12 protein-coding genes are annotated in these 18,872 nt (G+C 71.7%); 6 read left to right on the forward strand and 6 right to left on the reverse strand.

What is annotated here, in order from left to right; translation table 11 throughout:
* Positions 1–752 (forward strand): hypothetical protein (locus K7C98_RS27245; RefSeq protein WP_224194709.1); only part of this gene is annotated, 752 nt, incomplete at its 5' end.
* 136 nt (positions 753–888) lie between these two features.
* Here the strand turns inward: K7C98_RS27245 and K7C98_RS27250 are convergent.
* Together K7C98_RS27250 and K7C98_RS27255 are read right to left on the reverse strand one after the other, a co-directional pair.
* On the reverse strand, positions 889–1,395 hold the full coding sequence (locus K7C98_RS27250; protein ID WP_224194710.1) for a hypothetical protein: 507 nt from the start codon (positions 1,393–1,395) through the stop codon (positions 889–891).
* 101 nt (positions 1,396–1,496) lie between these two features.
* A complete protein-coding gene (locus tag K7C98_RS27255) occupies positions 1,497–2,648 on the reverse strand; it encodes a serine hydrolase domain-containing protein (protein WP_224194711.1) in 1,152 nt (383 codons plus the stop codon).
* Between the two features lie 47 nt (positions 2,649–2,695).
* On the opposite strand from K7C98_RS27255, the gene pyrF reads away from it, so the two are divergent.
* Positions 2,696–3,427, forward strand: a complete 732-nt coding sequence (pyrF, locus tag K7C98_RS27260; protein ID WP_224194712.1) for an orotidine-5'-phosphate decarboxylase — start codon at positions 2,696–2,698, stop codon at positions 3,425–3,427.
* Between the two features lie 642 nt (positions 3,428–4,069).
* Here the strand turns inward: pyrF and K7C98_RS27265 are convergent.
* From K7C98_RS27265 to K7C98_RS27280, 4 genes are all read right to left on the reverse strand, one after another.
* Positions 4,070–4,336 (reverse strand): hypothetical protein, encoded by a 267-nt coding sequence (locus K7C98_RS27265; protein ID WP_224194713.1) that lies wholly within the window; start codon positions 4,334–4,336, stop codon positions 4,070–4,072.
* A 427-nt stretch (positions 4,337–4,763) separates the two neighbouring features.
* On the reverse strand, positions 4,764–5,828 hold the full coding sequence (locus K7C98_RS27270) for a hypothetical protein (RefSeq protein WP_224194714.1): 1,065 nt from the start codon (positions 5,826–5,828) through the stop codon (positions 4,764–4,766).
* Positions 5,829–6,011: 183 nt separating this feature from the next.
* Positions 6,012–7,979, reverse strand: a complete 1,968-nt coding sequence (locus tag K7C98_RS27275; protein ID WP_224194715.1) for a Hint domain-containing protein — start codon at positions 7,977–7,979, stop codon at positions 6,012–6,014.
* Between the two features lie 184 nt (positions 7,980–8,163).
* Complete coding sequence (locus tag K7C98_RS27280) at positions 8,164–9,654, reverse strand: hypothetical protein (protein WP_224194716.1); 1,491 nt, start codon at positions 9,652–9,654, stop codon at positions 8,164–8,166.
* Between the two features lie 480 nt (positions 9,655–10,134).
* On the opposite strand from K7C98_RS27280, the gene K7C98_RS27285 reads away from it, so the two are divergent.
* The 4 genes from K7C98_RS27285 to K7C98_RS45055 all read left to right on the forward strand — a co-directional run bounded on the left by K7C98_RS27285 (position 10,135) and on the right by K7C98_RS45055 (position 18,852).
* Complete coding sequence (locus K7C98_RS27285; RefSeq protein ID WP_224194717.1) at positions 10,135–11,007, forward strand: peptidoglycan-binding domain-containing protein; 873 nt, start codon at positions 10,135–10,137, stop codon at positions 11,005–11,007.
* Positions 11,008–11,013: 6 nt separating this feature from the next.
* Positions 11,014–13,317, forward strand: a complete 2,304-nt coding sequence (locus K7C98_RS27290) for a hypothetical protein (protein ID WP_224194718.1) — start codon at positions 11,014–11,016, stop codon at positions 13,315–13,317.
* 229 nt (positions 13,318–13,546) lie between these two features.
* Entirely contained in the window at positions 13,547–15,610 is a 2,064-nt protein-coding gene (locus tag K7C98_RS27295) for an SIR2 family protein (protein ID WP_224194719.1), read from the forward strand.
* Positions 15,607–18,852, forward strand: coding sequence for a protein kinase domain-containing protein (locus K7C98_RS45055; RefSeq protein WP_346660304.1), 3,246 nt, complete (start codon positions 15,607–15,609; stop codon positions 18,850–18,852). The genes K7C98_RS27295 and K7C98_RS45055 overlap by 4 nt, the downstream gene beginning before the upstream one ends.
* Positions 18,853–18,872: the final 20 nt, after the last annotated feature.

Consider the following 18,872-nt stretch of genomic DNA (forward strand, 5'->3'; position numbering starts at 1 on the left):
CTTTCGCGCGATGGGGCGAGTCGAACGGCATGCGCGTGCTGCCGCCCGGCCCCGACGACGGTCTCATCGACGGGCTCGCCGCGCTCGCCGGACCGGGCTTCGATCCGCAGGCGGTGGATCCGAGGATCCACGACTTCTACGCCCACACCGCGGCGTACGACCTGCGGATCGAGAGTCGCTGGTCGGGTCCGTTCCGCGCGGTCGGTTGGTCGATCGCGCGGATGTTCGCGCGCCGGCTCGCGCAACTCAACATGCCGCTGTCGAAGCGCGAGCTCCGCGGCGGATTCGAGAGCCGGATCGTGCGACTCGTCGACGATACGGGGCAGGTGCGCCACACCGCGTGGGTCCGAACGGCGGTGGAGACCGGCCGCCCCGCGTTCGTCGGCGAGTACGGTACCACGATCATCCCCGGCCATGCGGGGCCATGCATCAAGGTGGTCTTTCCGCTGCCCAACGGCAACGCGATCGTCGTGCTGCGGCCACGGGCCGATCCGAACGGGGGGCTGTCGCTCGTCAGCGACGGCCGTCGCTTCGGCGATCCTGGCTTCTACTTCACGGTGCTCGCCAAACCCGGCGAAGCGTGGGTCCGCCGGGTGCGAACGATGAAAGAACAGCTGAGCCTGCAGGTCGAAGGCGACGCGATCGCAGCCTTCCACCGATTCATGGTGTTCGGCCTGCCCTTCCTCGAGCTGCGCTACGAGATCGCTCGCAAGTCCGAGGGCCACGGAGACCGCGTCTCCGTCGCGGGGTAGCGGCCGACGGCCGAGCTCGACGCTGTGGGTGGCGACGGTCGTCTGAACCTCCTACGCGTCGCTGGGACGTCGGCCGCCTGAGATACGCCCGCACGGACCGGCGTCGTCGGTTCTGCGGGCGAGGGGCGCGCAGGGTTTAGCCGGCCGGCTTGGCGTACTTCTCGATGCAGACCCGCATGATGTCGGAGATCGACGACTTGAGGGTCTTGTCGGTGGCGGCGTCGAGGGCGGCGACCTGGCAGGCGGCGGCCTCGATGCTGCCGAGGCCGGTGCAGCCGTTGATCGTCATCGGCCGCTGGGTGCCCTGGGCGGCCTTGAGCTTCTCGAGCTCGGGGCCCTCGAACATGCGCTCGAAGAACTTGAGCTGCGCGTCGGCGACGGCGTCGCAGGCCTTCTTGATGTCCTTCGGCAGCTTGGGCGGGAGCACGGCGAGGGCGTCGACGGCGGCGATCCGCGCGTCCTCGGCGTCCTTCTCGGCCTTGGCCTTGGCCTCGCGCTCGGCCCGACGCTTGGCGATCGCGTCGTCCTCGGCCTTCTTCGGCTCCTCGGCCTTGACCTCGGGCTCGGCCTTCTTGGCCTCGCCGCCGCAGGCGGTGGTGAGTGAGAGGGCGAGCAGGAACGGGACGGCGCGGCGGACGGGCATCGTGGCGCGGAGGATCGCACGCCCGCGGCCTGGGGTGAAGAGGGCGCCGGCCGCGGCCGCGGGGGTGCGCGCGACGGCGCCCCATCGCCTCGGCCTCGCCGCTACAGGCGGACGGCGAGGCGGTGGAACTGCTGGCGCACCGGCAGGATCGGCGGTCCGTTGCGCGTCGGGTGGACGCGGTTGCTCAGCAGGACGGCGATCAGCGGGCCGCGGCCGTCGGGCGGCGCGCGATCGATCCACAGGCTGGTGCCCGTGAAGCCGGTGTGCCCGGAGGCGCCGGGCGACAGCGCGTCGGCGGAGGTGCCGCTGCCGTCGGGGCTGGGGCCGTCCCAGCCGAGCTGTCTCGTGGAACCTGGCACATCGGACAGGGTCCAAAAGACATCCCGCAATGTCGGGTGCAGGCCCGGGAGGGTGCACTCGAGCCAGGCGCGGGCGAGCTCGAGCACCGCGGCGGCGTCGCCGAACAGGCCGGCGTGGCCGGCGACGCCGCCCATGACGAGGGCGTTGTCGTCGTGGACCTCGTAGTGGGCGCAGCGGACGGGGGCGCGGCAGGCGAACCAGCTGGGGACGCCCTGAGGATGCAGCGCGGGGTCGTAGACCTCGGTCGGGGCGACCTTGTACTGCTGCGCCGCCGAGGGGCCGCGGGCGCCGACGATCCGGTGGAAGCCGAGGCGCGGGACGTCGCCGCGGTGGAGGTCGAGCGGCCAGGCGATCTTGTCGTCGAACAGGCGGTCGAGCGGGTGACCCCACAGCCGCTCGAGCCAGGCGCCGAGGATGATAAAGCCGAGGTCGCTGTAGACGGCCTTGCTGCCGAGCGGGTACTCGGGCGCGGTGGCGGCGATCCGCTCGAGCACCCGCTCGGGCCGGCCGGGCTTGAGGTCGCGGAAGTACTCGCGGTGCGCGGGCAGACCTGAACTATGGGACAGGAGGTGGGCCAGGGTGGCGCCCGGGCAGGCGCGATCCCACTCGGCCGGGACCGGGCTCGTGAGTTCGACCCGGCCCTCGGCGACGGCGAGGGCGGCCAGGCTGGTGGTCGCGAGGACCTTGGTCAGCGAGGCGAGGTCGTAGACGGTGTCGCGAGAGACGGCGCGCAGGTAGCCGGGCGCGCCCTCCCGGCTGGCGAGGTCGCCGTGGGCCTCGTGGTAGACCTCGGCGCCGTCGCGCCAGACGAGGGCGACGCAGCCGGGATAGACTCCGGCGCGGACGCCGTCCTCGAGGAGGTCGAACAGGTCTCGATGCGGATCTTCGCGCACGCCGCCGAGCTTGCAACACCCGCGGCGCGCTTGCTAGACAGCCGCCCATGCCGCTGCCCGTCGCCTCCGAGTCCGAAATGCGCCGCCGCCTGATCGTCGCGCTCGACGTGCCCGACGCCCACGCGGCGGTGGCGGCGGCGCAGCTGCTGCAAGGCCACGTCGGCATGCTGAAGGTCGGGCTCGAGCTGTTCGTGGCCGAGGGCCCCGAGGTGGTGCGGCGCCTCCGCGGCGAGGTCCCCGAGCTCGAGATCTTCCTCGACCTCAAGCTCCACGACATCCCCAACACGATGTGCGGCGCGATCCGCTCGGCCCGCTCGCTCGGCTGCCGGTTCATCACGGTCCACGCCGGCTCGGGCCTGGCCCACCTCAAGGCGTGCGTGGCCGAGGCCGGCCCGGAGCTCGGGGTGCTCGCGGTGACGGTGCTGACCAGCCAGGACGCGGCCGCCTGCGCCGAGGCCGGACACACCCGCACGCCCTCGGAGCTGGTGCCGATGCGCGCGGCGATCGCCCGCGCTGCCGGTTGCGCGGGGGTGGTCTGCAGCGGCCAGGAGCTGGCCGGCGTGCGCGCGGCGGCGCCGGGGCTGGCCTGCGTGGTGCCCGGCATCCGCCCCGCGGGGGCCGACGTCGGCGACCAGAAGCGGGTGATGACGCCCGGGCAGGCGATCGCCGACGGGGCGGCGTATCTGGTGGTGGGCCGGCCGATCCTCGGCGCGCCCGACCCGGCCGCCGCGGCCGACGCGATCGTCGCGGACATGCTGGCCGGCGCCGAGGCGAACTGAGGCTGTCCCTCGGGACAGGCCTCGCGGGACAGGAACGGCCCTTCACCGCCTTCCCGCGCGACGTGGCAGCGGTCCAGGCGGTGTCGGTCCAGCGCGATCGGGCCCTGACCCCGGCAGCGCTGCCTCGAGGCATGGAGGCGCGTCCGGGTGACGAGCAACACCGAGTCGACAGCCCTGCGTCGGAGTGGTTACCGAGTGATGATCTCCGTGCACCCGAGCGAGTCCTTCAACTCGTAGCACGAGATGTACCCCTCGGCATTCGGAGTGTCGGTCACCCTTCGCTCGCAGATCTCTGGAGTGAGCGCCGAAACCCGGACGTACGCCAGGAGCCTCCCGTCGCCGGCCGAGCAAGGGTACCAGGGGCCCGCTTCCGTATCGCCCTCCCCAGCGATCGCGGGGGCAGCGGCGTCGATGTTTTCGACAGGGGGTTCAGGGGCGACGAAAACCGCGGCGCCGAACAGCGCAGCGGCGAAGCAACCGAAATGCAACATTGGATTCATCTCCGTGTTGGGGGTAGTGGCGCCTCGCGGAGGCGGCCGAATTCCAGCATGACCTGCACGTCGCGGGCCGGCTTCGGCGCGGTGGTCGAGTCCACCGGTCCGCGCGACGCGGCGAAGCCGACCGTCGAAGGTCGAGAACCGGCTAGTAGGGGATGATCTTCCTGCAACCCAGCGAGTCCCTCAAGTCGTAGCAGGAGACATGCCCCTCCGTATCCGGCTCATTGGTCACCATCCGTTCGCAGATGTCGGGGCTGAAGTCCGAGACCCGCAAGTACGCCAGGAGTTCTCCGTCGCCGGCCGAGCAGGGATACCAGGGATTCGACCGCGTCTCGAGCGTGTCGGCGTCGGCCTCGACGACTGCGGCCTCGACGGCTTCGTCCGGGCCCTCCGGGGCGGTGAAAGCGACCATGGCGCCGAACAGTACGGTCTGGAAGCAGCTGAAGAGCAACATTCGATTCATCTCCGAGTTTTGAGTGGGGGTGCCGTCGCAGCATTGCCGACGGTGCGCAAACAATGAACAGGGTCGTCCCGACGGCTAGCGGACGACCGAAAAATTTATGGGGGATTCACCTAATGCCAGAGCAGGCTCGGCAGAAACGAGGGGGCGCCGGATCCGGCGTGCCGGCCGGGCTGAAGATAGTCATGGGTCCACAGCCGACCGAGCCGTGCACGTCCGCCTCGTCGAGCCGGCGGGGTCGGGCGACATCCGTTCGCCGGCGGAAGCGACCGGTCGGACATGAGCCGGTGCGGCGGTGCATGTACTTCGGCGGTTCGCTGAATGTCGTCACTCTCGGGCTCGCATCACGTCGCCGCGCGGCGGGCCTGAATGGTGGCAGTTATTCGTAGATGTCGATCTGGTTGTCTGCGTCGGTGAAGGCCAGGACCGGACCGGTGCTCAGTCGGAGCAGGTGCCGCGCGGCGCCGGCGAAGCGCGCGCTCTGCGGGGCGAAGCGCTCGGTCTCCGGGGAGAAGACGAGGATCGCGCCGTCCTCGCCGGTGACGAGCGCGGTGCCGTCGGCGAGGCCGACGACTGTGTCGTCGAACATGGTGTCGAGCTCCTCGTCGGGCGCGGTCAGCGGGCGCAGGGTCCCGGCCTCGAGATCGAGGAGCTGAGCGAGCAGCGCCCGGTCGTCGTCGTGACCGAGCAGCAGGGCGGTCTTGGCGTCGAGCTGGGCCGCGCGCTCGGGCGCGAACGACAGATCGAGGCTGGTGAGCTCCTTCTCGGCCGGGTCGTAGTAATGCACGGCCGGGGCGTCATCGATGAAGTCGCCGCCGTCGAGCATGGTGTGCGGGAACACCAGGCGACCGTCGCACAGCGGGAACGGCTCGCGCGGCGGAGTGCCGAAGGCGTGCTCGGTCGGCTGGGTGGCGAGCCGCGTCACCTTGTCCGTGGCGAGGTCGAGGCTGAACACGGCGCCGCCGCCGGAGCCGCCGCCGAAATACTCGCCGAACAGCAACACCTCGGCGCCGGAGGCCTGCCACAACAGCGTGACCCGCATGTCCTCGAAGTCGCAGGTCCGCGGGGTCACGGTCGCGGGCTCGTCGAGGTCGATGAGGAAATAGCGGCAGGCGAAGTCCTCGAAGAACATGATGCGACCGTCGTCCAGACGGATCACCTCGCCCAGATCGCTCTGCCAGGCGGCGGCCGACTCCACCGCGCCTCCGGCCGGATCGATCGTGAAGGCCTCGAAGCGGTACGGGCTCTGGTCCAGGTCGGCGGTGATCGCGAGGGCGCGCCCGCCGGGCAGCGCGAGCACCCGGTACGCCACGCCGGGGAGTTGGCCGACCGACCGCACCTCGCCGCGGTAGCTGTAGGATGCTGGCGCGTAACACGGGGAGGTGGCCTCGGGCGCGCAGGCGAGGACGGCAGCGAGGGCGAGCACGGAGGAGAGCGGCCGCATCATCCGGCGAGGATAACGCGCCCCGGACGGCATGAGCACGACCGCGATCCCGCGGCGACGTGCCCGTGCATGAGCAGGACCACGAGCGCGCGGCGACATGCCCGTCAGACAGGGGACCGCAGGCCCCATGGGCCTTACGGTCCATACTCGTCCGCCGCGGGCCGCCTTCATGGATCGGGGCGGCTACGGGTTGACCTCGGCGACGAACACGTCGTCGTCGCCCGCCTGGGTGAGGACGCCGGTGCCGAGGTCGATGCTGCCGCGCAGGTGCCCGGTGAGCAGCACGTGGTCGTCGGGGCCGAGCGCGAGGTCGAGGCCGCCCTGGGCCGCGGCGTCGCCGTACTGCACGCTCGCCGTGTGGACGCCGGTGGGGTCGAAGCGGGCGACGAAGACGTCGAGGCTGTCGCCGGCGCTCGCCAGCGGGCCGCCGCCGAGGTCGACGGTGCCGGAGAACTCGCCGGTGACGACCGCGCCGCCCTTCGAATCGAAGGCGATTGCCGCGCCCTGCGACACGCCGGTCGCCGCGGGCTCCGCCTTCACGGCGGACAGGACGGCGCCGTCGCTGCCGTGGCGCGTGACGAACAGCTGAAATTCCGAGGCGTCGTCGCCGGCGAAGGCGCGACCGGTGATCAGGACCTCGCCGGTGGCCGACGCCGCGATCGCGTGCGGCTGCTCTCGCGGCGCCGTGCGGGCGCTCCAGCGGTGCGACCCGTTCGAGGCGAGCTGGGCGACGAACGCGGGCGCGTCCTCCATCGGCGCCAGCGGGCCGCCGCCGAGGTCGATCGCGTCCTGCGAGAAGCCGACCAGCGAGGCGTTGCCGGACGGGTCGACGGTGGCGTCGAGGAGCGTGTCCGCGAGCGGACCGCCGAAGGTGGCGCGCCACTGCGGCACGCCCGCGCTGTCGAGCCGGACGAGGAACAGATCCTCGGCGCCGGCGCTGGCGATCGCGCCGTTGCCGAGGTCGATCGATCCGGTGAAGTCGCCGGCGAGCAGCATGGTCCCCGTCGGTCCGACGGCGACCGCGGCGACTCGCTCGTCGCCGGCGTCGCCGAAGCGGCGGAGCGCGGTGAGCGAGCCCGCGGCGTCGAAGCGGGCGATGAACGCGTCGGCGGTCGGCTGCTCGACGTCGCCCACGGTCTCGCTGCCTTCGACCCACTCGAGGGTCGTCCCGTCGATCTCCAGGTCACCGATGTACGAGGCGGCGAGGACGACGCTGCCGTCCGCGGGATCGACCGCGACCTTCACGTTCGACAGGCGAGCGGTCCTCGCAGCGATGCCCTCGATCTCGCGGCTCCACTGGTGGGCGCCGGTGTCGTCGAACCGGGCGAGGTAGATGCCCTCGGCGTCCGCGCTGCCCAGCGGGCCGCCGCCGAAGTCGACGGGGCCGCCGAAGATCCCGGCGATGACGGCGTGGCCGTCGGCGCCGGCGGCCACGACCTGGCCGCGGAAGCTCCGGTGCGCCGCGCCGAAGGCCGCGCTCCACAGATCGGCGACGGGCTCGCCGGTGGTGGTGTCGGTGGTGTCGGTAGTGCCTTCGGTCGGGGTCTCGCTGGTCGAGGTCGAGAGATCGACCGGTTCGGTGGTGCCCGTGGTGCCCGGAAATTCGTCTCCGCAGGTGGTGTAGGCGCAGGTCGACTTGTTGTGGACCACGAAGCCCTCGGCGACGAACGTGGGGTGCTCGCCGTCGACGGTCAGGTCGAAGACGTCGTGCAGGCCGGCGTGGAGGTGCCGCCCGTCGACGCGGGCCTCGCGGGCCCGCGCGTCCGGGCCCGGAGCGTCGACGATCCACACGGCCGCGACCTGGCCGAGCGCGGCCCGACCGGCCTCGACGAAGCCGTCCAGCCGCGGCGCGTAGATCGGGTGATCGGAGGTGAGGCGCAGCTCGTGCGCGCCGCTGACCAGCTTCACGCACTCGCGCCGGGCGGTCCGCACGGCCGTGAGGGTGGTGGGGATCAACGCGCCGGTGGCAGTGTCGACGGCGAACAGCGCGTCGCCGGGCCGGAGCTGCTCGACGGGGACCCAACCGCGCGGTGTGGCGATTCGCGTGCCGGCGGCGACGCAGTGGCTCTCGTCGTTGCAGCCGAGGGACCACAGCGCGAGCGGTGTGGCGGCCAGATAAGCGAGATGACGAGCGATAGGGCGTAAGGACATGCGCGTCAGCGTAGCAGCGCGCCGAGGCCGGGAAAGTGACGCGGCCGTGCGGACCCGCGGGCGCACGAGGGCCAGCGCGCTGAAACACCGACCGCCGTCGCAGTGTCAGAAGCGACGGTCACTGCGACAATCGTGTCAGGGTGATCGGGCGATGCTGACGCTGAAGTCGTGGCGAGTCCGGCGATCAGTAGCCCTGCATCGGGATGCCGACGTTGACGCGCTTGTTGGGGTGTTCGGCGGCGGTCCAGATCAGCTTGAGGTCGCGCTCGACGTAGAGGTCTTCGGGGCCGTCGGGCCAGGCGGTGATCTCGCTCATCGAGCCGGGGAGGTTGCGGTAGAGGCGGCCCCATTGCGAGGCCTGGCTCGAGCACGACATGTAATAGACGCCCTCGTGGGTGACGGCGCCCTGGATCCGCGACTGGCCGGCGAGGGCGGCGTCGCGGGCGAACACGGTGCCGCCGTTGGTGACGAGCTCGGAGCTGTCGAGGTCGACGGGCCAGCGGGCGAGCCGGCCGGTGAGGTCGGTCATGTACTCGGCGGTGACGAACACCGGCGGGTCGGCGGTGCGGTCGAGCGCGACGGCGGAGAAGCGCAGCGGGCACGACTCGTCGGTGAGGGAGTAACGGCCGATCTCCGGCACCGCGTAGCGATAGGTGTGCGCGTTGACCTCGCCGCCGGAGATCCCGATCTTGGTGTCGTCGTCGCTGGCGGTGGTCTCGAAGATCCGCGACATGTCGTAGACGCGGAAGCCCGCCGAGGTGGAGGCGACGTAGAGGCGGTCGCCGAGCCAGACGATGCCGCCGGCGTGCAGCGCGTTGCCCGAGCTGGTGTTGGCGGCCGCGAAGTTGACGTCGGGGCCGTCGCCGGTCGGCGTGACGAGCAGCAGGTGACGGTAGCGGATCGCGTCGAGGTCGGTGATGTCGACCAGGCTGAGGCGCACGCCCCTGGCTGGCGGATCCGTGGGTTCGCGGTCGATCTTGTGGTACCAGGACACCAGCAGCAGTCGCCTGCCGCTGACCTTGCCGTCGGCCCGCGCGTCGCTCGAGCCGGTGATGCCCTGCGGGTACCAGTAGTTGACCGCGCCGTCGCCGTCGTTCCAGCGGAAGCCGGTGTAGTCGTGGTTCTTCATGCGGTCGGCCTGGTAGGCCGACAGGCCCGGGACGCCCTCGCGGTTGAGCTGGCCGAGCACGTCGTCGATCGTCACGGCCGTGCCGGCGCGCGCGAGCAGGGCGTCGGCACGGGCGATGCCGGCCGCGAAGTTGTTGGGCTTGAGGGCGAAGGCGCAGCCGTCGAGCAGCTCGAGCCGGTGCTCGGTCGCGGTGGCCTCGACGTCGCCGCACGCCGGCGGGTCGGTGCAGATCGGCTCGGGCGGCGGTTCGGTGGTCGTGTCGGTGTCGGCGGTCGTGGTGGTGCCGGTGAGCGGATCGCCGGTGGTGACGAGGTCGTCGGTGGTGCCGGTGGTCGCGGTGGTGACGGGATCGCCGGGGCCGGTGGTCGTCGGATCGCCGGCGGTGCTCGTGGTCGTGCCGGTGGGCGCGAGGTCGTCGGTGGCGCCGGTCGTCTGCGGGGTGTTCGAGGTGCCGGGATCGGTGCCGCTCGCCTCGGTCGACGTGGCAGGGCCGTCGCTGCAGGCGGCGAGGAGGAGGGCGAGGGACACGACGGCGAGGCGAGTCATCGCGGCGAACGTAGCATCATACGCGGGTCCGGCACGTCATGCGGCGTTCGCGGAGGTTCGACCGGCGAAGCCGAGTTCGAGGTCCTCGCGAGGGTGCGAACCGTGCTGTGCAGGGGGCTTCGGCGCGAGCCGGCGAGCCGCCGGACGACCGGATGAATGTTCGGATGTCCTTCGAGACATATGATGCCAGGCGCGGCGGCAGGTCGACCGATGCAGAGGCCGGTGAGAGGTGTGCGACCCCCAGACTACCGGGAGGGCGAGGTGTGGCCGTCGCGCGCGCCCGCGCTCGCTGCGGTCGTCGCACGCGAGGTCTATCGCGGAGGTGGGCGGGAAATCACTCTGCGCGTGAGCATGCAGAAGTCGCGATCGTCCCGCTGCGCATCGGCCGTTTCGGCCGCCGTACAGCGAGCGATCACCCGCGGCGTGTCTTCGCCCCTCCCAAGCGCCGCCGACAACCGCTAATCTCGCCTGCCGAGGTTCATGCCGCGGACACACGTGATTCAGCCCGGCGAATGCGTCGACAGCGTCGCCGTCGCCCACGGCCTGTTGCCCGACGCCGTCTGGCAGCACCGCGACAACGCCGAATTACGGCGTCGGCGGGGCGATCCCAACATCCTCGCTCCGGGCGATCGGCTCGTGCTCCCCGAACCCCGGCTCAAGAAGGTCGAGTGTGCCGTCGACGCCCGTCACCGCTTCGTGCGCAAGGGCGTGCCCACCAAGTTTCGCCTGCAGATCTACGATGCCGCCGGCGAGCCACGGGCGCGGATCGGCTTCGTGATCGAGCGGCCCGGCGCCCGCGTCGTCGGCGAGACCGACGATGACGGCGTGCTCGAGATCTGGCTGCCCAGCGACGCGCGCGCGGGCACCCTCGAGCTCGCCGGCGATCCCACGCGCTACCGCCTGCACTTCGGCGCGCTGCGGCCGCTCCCGCCCGCGGACGAGCTCCCGGAGGCCGGCGCGTCCCTGCGCGGCGACGACATGCTCGGCGCCCGCCAGCGCCTGCACAACCTCGGCTTCCTGCGCGACGTCGACGAGCGCGACCCCGCCGTCCTGCGCTTCGCGCTCGACCAATTCCAGCTCCGCTTCGGCCTCGAAGACACCGGCGTGCTCGACGCTGCCACGCGCGGCGCGCTCGAGCAATTGCACGATCGCCGCGGCGACCTGCCGTCGTACGTCGACGACCACGACGAGGGCGACGCGGCGCCACCCCCTCGATCCGCACCCGCACCCGCCCCCGCACCTGCCCCCGTCGTGTCCGCCGCCGCGCTCGCCGGGCCCGAGGCCTTCCTCGGCGACGACGATTACGAGGGCGACCTCGACGACGACGATCTCCGCGTCGCTCGCCCCCGGTGACCGCTCATGCCGCATTGTCATCAGTGCAACGCCGACCTCGCCAACGGCCGCCGCACCTGCACCCGCTGCTCGATCTGCCGCAGCCCGGCCGTCGAAATGTGCTTCCGCTGCGCGATGTGGGAGGAAGGGCCGCTGCCCGGCACCCAGCACGCCGTCGCCGACGAGGTCGCGCAGGGCGTCCAGGACGTGTACGTCCCGCGTCAGTCGAGCAGCAAGTTCAAGCGCTTTCTCGCCTCGATCGGCCCCGCGCCGGTCCCGTGCGAGCTCCTCCTCAAGTACATGGGCGAGGTCAGCCCCTACGTCGCCGATCAGCTCAAGAACAAGCGCGCCAAGCTGTACGGCAAGCAGTTCGCCAAGCACGCCTGCACGATCCAGCGGACCTTCGATCGGCTCTACCCGACCTGCAAGTACAGCCCGACCGCGATCAAGATCCTCCTCGTCGCCCACCTCAGCGCGCAGGAGCGCGTCCAGTGCCGGGTCAGGGGCGACTCGGCCGAGACCAGCGATGCCGCCGTCGAGCCGGTCAAGCGCTGGCAGATCCGGCTGATCGCCAGCACCCTGCTCGGGCACCACCGCAACGACATCGCGGCCGCGTTCGGGCAGCAGATCGAGCAGGAGCTGTTCGTCACGCACCCGTACCTCGAGGCGCTCGCGTGGGACGACCTCGAGTACTTCCTCAAGGGGTTCAAGTCGCCGACGTTGACGGCCATCGACCTGCTCGCCCACGCCGGCGGCTGGCAGCGCGCGCGCGAGATCCTCGAGATCGCCACCATCCTCTACCACGTCCGCCTCGCCGCGCGTCCGCAGAGCGCGTGGGCGGGGCACTGGTCGGCCAGCGCGAGCGGCTTCTTGCCGGGCGAGGCGCTCGGCTATGTCTCGGCGGCGCACTTCACCGCGCTGTTCGGCAACGTCGAGGTCGCCGACGGGTTCTGCGACGCCGCCCAGTACGAGCTCGATCGCCTGTGGACCGTCCTGCACGACCCCGGGCGCGCCGCCAATCAGCTCCCGCAGCACCCGCGGTTCCCCGATCAGAACGTGCAGAACGAGAACCTCCTCGACGCGGTCGAGAAGCGGTACCTGCAGTACCTCCCGACCTTCGATCACCTGCGAGCGCAGAAGGCCCAGCGATCCGCGTGCGAGACCGTCGTGCGGCGGCGCGTCGTCCACAAGCTCACCGCGCTTCTCCACGCACACCCCACGCCGGACCGCCCGAATCCCGACCCCGAGCCCGACGAGCCCGAAGATCCGCCGGACTCCGGCTGCTCTCGCCGCGACGTCTCCAGGTTCGTCGACAAGGTCCTCGTCGCCATGCAGCACGACTTCCTGATCGACCAGTGCTTCGACACCGGCCTCACGAAGCACCTCATCGACGAGGCCGCGCAGAACCGGGCCGTCGAGCCGAAGGGGTTCTTCCCGTTGAGCCTCCAGGCGATCGACTGGGACGAGGTCTTCCCCGCCGACGGCTTCGCTCAGGGCCACAGCTTCCTCGGCCTCCGCCGGCACTACGCGGCGATCGACGGCACCAGCGCGCGGCCGGCTCACTACCTCGACTGGCGCAACCACAAGGATCGCTGGCTGTACGACTGCTTCCCGATCGATCCGCAGCGGCGGCCGCTGTTCGCCTCGCTCGCCGTCCACCCGATCGTCCCCGAGCCGAACAACAACTACGGCCATCACTTCCTCCTCTACGACTCCGCGCAGGTCCGGCACCGGCGGATCATCTGCTTCGGCGACAAGCAGCAGCCGCGCCGCAGCATGCTGCTCCTCCTCGACGACCTCCTGTACGGTCACACCAAGAAGGACGGCGACGGGCCTCAGGCCGCGTCCTCACGGCTCAAGGTGCTCGAGCGGGTGCTGCGTCGCGTGTGCTGGCTGCACAGCGACGAGCACGACGACATCGAGGACGACCTCGAGGAGCAGCTCGAGCGCTCGTGCACCGGCACGAAGCTCGACTACCCCGAAGGCGACTTCCTGTTCGAGTGCCAGATCTTCGGCGGCGTCGACCTCGTGCGCGACGCGACCGCGCTCGTCGTCAAGGTCTGCGCCGACGTGGACACCGGACAGGACCCCGTCAGCGATCCCGGGCACATGATCTTCACACCTGCCCTTCACTTCCCGCTCTCGAAGTGGAACGCCGCCAAGCTCGCCCTCGCCCAGGTCTACCCGCAGCTCGAGGTCCTCGCGTACAAGGCCGTCCCGTGGGAGTACGGGGCCCAGGGCGGCAGGGTCACCGGCGCTGCCAAGCGCGACAAGTGGGGCTTCAGGATCCTGCACCCCGACGCCGCCGCCGACCTCACCGACCTGCCGTGAGCGAGGGTCGCCATCACCGTACGACGCCGCGAAGCAACACCGAGTGCGGCCATTCGAGCCGTGACCGACGCTCCTGCGCAGGCGGCCGCTGACGTGGTGGAGGGGTGCGCGAAATCGAGCAAGACTGTCACGAGCGGCGCGTCGCGCCGGGGCGCTCGCGGCGAGCGAGGCTGTCGCCGTCGTCATGCGGGGCCGGGCGGCCGGGCGTGGGGTATCCTCGGAAGACACGATGCCCCCCGACTCCGCCGGACGCATGGCGCTCGAGTTCGCGAGCGACGAGGACCTGCTGGATCGACTCTCGGCGCGGCCGCACGAGCTGGTGTACCTGGTGGGCTCGGCGATCACGGCGCCCAGCCGCGGCGACGAGCCGGGTGTGCCGCGGGTCGAGGGGGTGATCGCGCTGATCCGCGGCGAGTACCAGCGGGCCAGCGAGCTGCAGCGGTTCGAGGCGGCGCTCGAGAAGGAGCCGGACAACCGCTACCAGGCGGCGTTTCGCCACCTGCTGCGCACGCGCGACCAGGACGTGGCCAACGCGGTGATCCGGCGGGCGGTGCTGCAGGCGCGCCGGGCGTCGCCGCAGTTCCCGGGGCCGCCGGCGGACAGCGACGACCACGAGCAGTGGCGCGCGCTCGAGGACGACGTCGACGGCTGGCACCTGCCGCCGGCCGCGGACGCGCTCGGGCAGGTGCTGGCCCGCGCGCCGGCGACGGCGCGGCCGCTGGTGTTGACGTCGAACTTCGACCCGCTGGTGTCGATCAGCGTGCGCCGGGCCGGCGGGCGCGCGTACATGGCGGCGCTGCACGGCGACGGCAGCCTGTCGGGCGTCGACGGCCAGGGCTGCCTGGTGGTGCACTTCCACGGCCACTGGTTCCGCACCGACACGCTGCACACGCCGTCGCAGCTGGGCCAGGACCGGCCCAAGCTGTCGGCGTCGCTGTCGCAGCTGATCAGCTCGCGCACGCTGGTGGTGCTCGGCTACAGCGGGTGGGACGACGTGTTCACGCGCTCGCTGATCGCGACCATCCGCGGCGGGCTGCCGATCAAGATCGCGTGGGCGTTCTACCCGGGCGACGAGGCGGTGATCCAGCGCGAGTCGGGGCGCCTGCTCGAGGCCCTGCGCCCGGGGATCGAGATCGGCCGGGTGATGCTCTACAAGGGCATCGACGCCCACGTGTTCCTGCCGCGGCTGGCCGAACGGCTGGCGGAGTCGAGCGCGCCGGCGAGCGGGGCGCATCTCGCCGGTGACAGCGGGCCGCGACCCGGCGACAGCGGGGCGGGGTCGGGCGCGAGCGGGGCGCACCACGCGGGCGACAGCGGCTCGCGTCCGGGCGCGAGCGGGCAGTTCTTCGCCGGCGAGAGCGGGCTGCGACCGATCGTGCCGCCGGCCGATCCGGACGCGGCGTCGTCGCACACCGCCGGGCCGATCGCCGACGTGCTCGGGACCCACGCCGAGGCCGCCTGCGCGCCGGGACATGTCGATCAGGGCATGCCTTCGGAGACAGGTTCTCATGGGCATGTCGCTTCGAGCATGTCCTCGGGGACCAATCCGTTTCAGAAGGCGGGCATGCTGGGGCTGGCGGTGCCGTCGTACGTCGAGCGGGCGGCCGACGCCGGGCTGGCGGAGGCGCTCGAGGACGGCGCGCAGATCGTGGTGGTCCGCGGCGACTTCTCGATCGGCAAGTCGAGCCTGCTGCTGCGGGCCGACCGCGCGTGGCGCAGCGGGACCGGGGCGGCGGTGTGCCGGCTCGACCTGCAGATGATGCGCGTCGACGACGTGAACCTGTACTTCGACGAGTTCTTCGCCGAGGCCGGGCGCGCCTACGGGCAGAGCTTCAAGGGCTGGCGCGAGATCCAGGCGGCGGCGGCGCAGCGGCCGCTGTTGCTGACGCTCGACGAGTTCGGCGGGCTGACGCCGGAGGTGGCGCAGCGGTTCGTGCCGGCGCTGTACCGCGTGGTCACGCAGCTGGCGGGGTCGATGCGGGTGGTGGTGACCACGCGCGACCCGATCGCCGAGGTGCTGGCGAGCTTCGAGCTGTCGAACCCGAACCTCGGCGAGTGGCCGGAGGTCGAGCTGCGGCCGTTCACGGAGGCGGAGCTGGGCCGGCTGCTCGCGCTGCTCTCGCCGCGCGCCCGCGCGGTCGTCGAGCGCGAGCGGGCGGTGGTCCACGAGCGGACGAAGATGCTGCCGAAGCCGGCGCAGTGCCTGTGCTTCAACCTGTGGAAGGACGAGGCGGCCGGGGCGAGCGACGCCGACCTGGCGCTGCGGGTGCGCAAGAAAGAGAGCTACCGGTGACGGTCGAGAACCCGTACCGGGCCGCGGGCGCGTTCGCGGGCAAGGCGTACATCCGCCGCGGCGCCGACGCCGAGCTGGTCGAGCAGATCCGCGACAATCAGTACTACCCGTACTTCGCGGCGCCGCGGCAGAGCGGCAAGTCGAGCCTGATCGCGCGCACGATGTCGTCGCTGCCGGCGCCGGAGTTCCGCTGCGCGCTGGTCGACCTGTCGCCGTTCGTGGTCCGCTCGTACGACGACTTCTGGCGCCAGTTCCTGCACGACGTGGCCCGCAGCGCCAACTTCGACCCGGCGCCGATCGGCAAGGGCGACCCGCGCGAGGTGTTCACGGCCTGGCTGACCGCGTTCCCCGGCCGCCTGGTGATCTTCGTCGACGAGATCGACGTGCTCCTCCACGTCGAGTGCCGCGAGCAGATCTTCAGCAAGATCAGGACCTTCTTCAACCTGCGCGCCCACGAGGCGGCGCTGCAGCGCCTGACCTTCGTGCTGGCCGGCGCGGCCCACTCGTCGCGCTTCATCTCCGACCCGCGCTGGTCGCCGTTCAACGTCGCCATCGAGATCGCGCTCGAGGACCTGTCGTCGGCCCAGGTCAGCCAGCTGGCGTCGTACCTCGCCACCGCCGGCGCGTTCGCCGGGCCCGACCTGGTCGCCCGCGTGTTCGAGCTGACGGCCGGCTCGGTGTTCCTGTGCCAGCTGGTGTTCGAGGCGCTGTGGAGCCGCGCCGCCCGCGGCCAGAAGAAGCTCGACGCCGGCGATGTCGACGCGGTGGTGACGTCGATCGTCGCCGAGAGCCCGCGCAACATCCACTTCTACAACATCTTCCGCCTGGTCACCCAGGACGCGCGCCTGGCGATGCTGTTCCGCCGCCTGGTCGACGGCGAGGAGCTCGGCGAGGAGGACCGCAAGGAGCTGCAGCTGACGGGCCTGTGCCGCGGGATGGACCCGTTCCGCAACGAGGTGTACGCCCGCGTGTTCGGGGCCGGCGGACCGCTCGACCTCAAGGTCGCGGGCGCGAAGGTGACGCTCGGCCGCAAGCTCGAGGCGGCGCTGTCGAAGCGCCAGCAGCTCGAGGACGAGGGCTCGAAGACGACCGAGGTCGAGGCCGAGATCGCGGCGCTGCGCCGCGAGTTCCGCGAGGGCGCGCAGCTGCGCGAGGGCGACGTGCTGGCCCGCGGCCGCTACCGCCTGATCGGGCAGATCGGTCAGGGCGGGTTCGCCACGGTGTGGCACGCGCGCGACGAGCGAGCCAAGCGCGAGGTGGCCCTCAAGGTGCTGCACGGACAATTCGCCGAGGACAAGACCCGCCGCGACCGCTTCTTCCGCGGGGCGTGGAAGATGTCGGAGCTGCGCCACCCGGCCATCGTCCAGGTGATCGAGCCCTACGGCGAGGAGGCGGGCCGCCACTACTTCGTGATGGAGTACATGTCCCGCGGGACACTCCACGAGGCGGTGCTCGACCGCCGCCTCTCGCACGACCAGGTGGTCGCCGGCATCCTCGCCGTCGGCCAGGCGCTGGCCCACGCGCACGAGCGCGGGCTGGTCCACCGCGACGTCAAGCCGTCGAACGTGCTGCTCGGCGAGGCCGACACGGCCAAGCTGACCGACTTCGACCTGGTGCGCGAACAGGACGCGTCGGGCACGACCCGCACCGGGCCGATGGGCTCGTTCATCTACTCCGCGCCCGAGGTGCTGAACCGCCCGCAGGACGCCGACCACCGCGCCGACATCTACGGGCTGGCGATGACGGCGGTGTTCGGGCTGCACGGCGCGGAGCTGCCGCTCGAGGTGGTCCGCGACGCCGATCGCTTCATCGACCGCCTGCACTGCGGCGGGCTGATGAAGGACGTGCTCAAGAAAGGCGTGGCGTGGGAGATCGAGCGCCGCTTCACGTCGGCCGCCGAATTCACCCAGGCGCTGGCGACGGCGTGGGCGGAGAAGGAAGAGGCGCAGGTGGTGCCGGCCGCGGCCCCGCCGGCGCCGAAGAAACAGATGGCGCCGACGTGGACGGCGATGCTCGCGACCCTGCCGTCGGAGACGGGGCCGCCGACGAAATCGGCGCCCGCGGCCCCGCAGGGGGTGCCAGGCGCGGCCGCGCCGGCAGTGGTCGCGCCGGCGCCGGCAGCCGCGGCGGCGCCGGTGAGCGAAAGAATGCGGGCGAAGACGGCGGCGTTCGCGACGATCGCCGCAGGCGAGGTGGAGGACCACGACGCCTCGCCGCAGCGCGCCGCCGCGGCCGTGATGGCGCTCGACGTGCTGGCCGAGGACGACGTCGAGCCGCCACAGCAGCCGGCGCGCGCCGGCGAGGCGAGGCACGAGCGCACCGTCGCGGCCGCGCCGCTCCCGGTGGAGCCGCCGCACGCCCGTGCGCCCGGCCGCGGGGTGTACGCGGCGCTCGGGGTGTTCGCCAGCGCGGCGCTCGTGCTGCTGGCGCTGCAGATCGTCGGGCCGAACCTGGCCGCGATCGGCTCGGAGCCGGGGGCGCAGAAGCAGGACGACCCGACGGCGATCGAGGCGCCGAGGACACTGGTCGACAGCAAGCAGGACGAGAAGCACCTCGAGACGAAGAACGATCCTCCTCCCGAGACGAAGGACGCGAAGGTCCCCGCGGAGACGACGACGCCGCCGAGCATCACCGGCGAGAAACCACCCAACCCGGCCCAGGCGACCACGTCGAGCGCCGAGCCGGGCGGCGACACGACCGGGAGCGAGGCGACGACGGACGCGCAAGTTCCGGAAGCGCCCCACGGCACCGACACGAACGAGACGGCCGGGAAGGCGAACGGCACGGCCATCAAGCCGCCCAACGACAAGCCGCCCAACACCGGGATCAAGAAGGCGGCGAAGAAGACGATCGAGGAGCGCGTCGAGGAGGGCTGCTTCCAGGTGCGGGCCCGCGACGCGGAGCTCGGCGTGAAGATCCTGCAAGCCGTGCGCGCGGAGAGACCGTACAACATCGAGACGCTGCGCTGCCTCGCCCAGGGCCTGCAGACGATGGGCGACTATCCCGAGGCCGAGAAGTACTACGAGGAATTGATCCAAGCGACCAATCCGCGCAACCTGATCGCGCTGCTCGGCCTGGCCCAGGTCAACGAGCTGATGACCCGCTACGACCGCGCGGCCGAATACTACGAGCGCGTGCGGCGGATCGACCCGGACAACAAGTCGGCGCAGGCCTTCTTCGAGAGCAAGCAAGGAGCGGCCCGCCGCGCACCCGCGCCCGTGGGGTTCGAGCTCAAGCGCTGAGCGCGAGGAGGACGCGAACT

Source organism: Nannocystis pusilla (assembly GCF_020073745.1).
GTDB classification, from domain to species: domain Bacteria; phylum Myxococcota_A; class Polyangia; order Nannocystales; family Nannocystaceae; genus Nannocystis; species Nannocystis radixulma.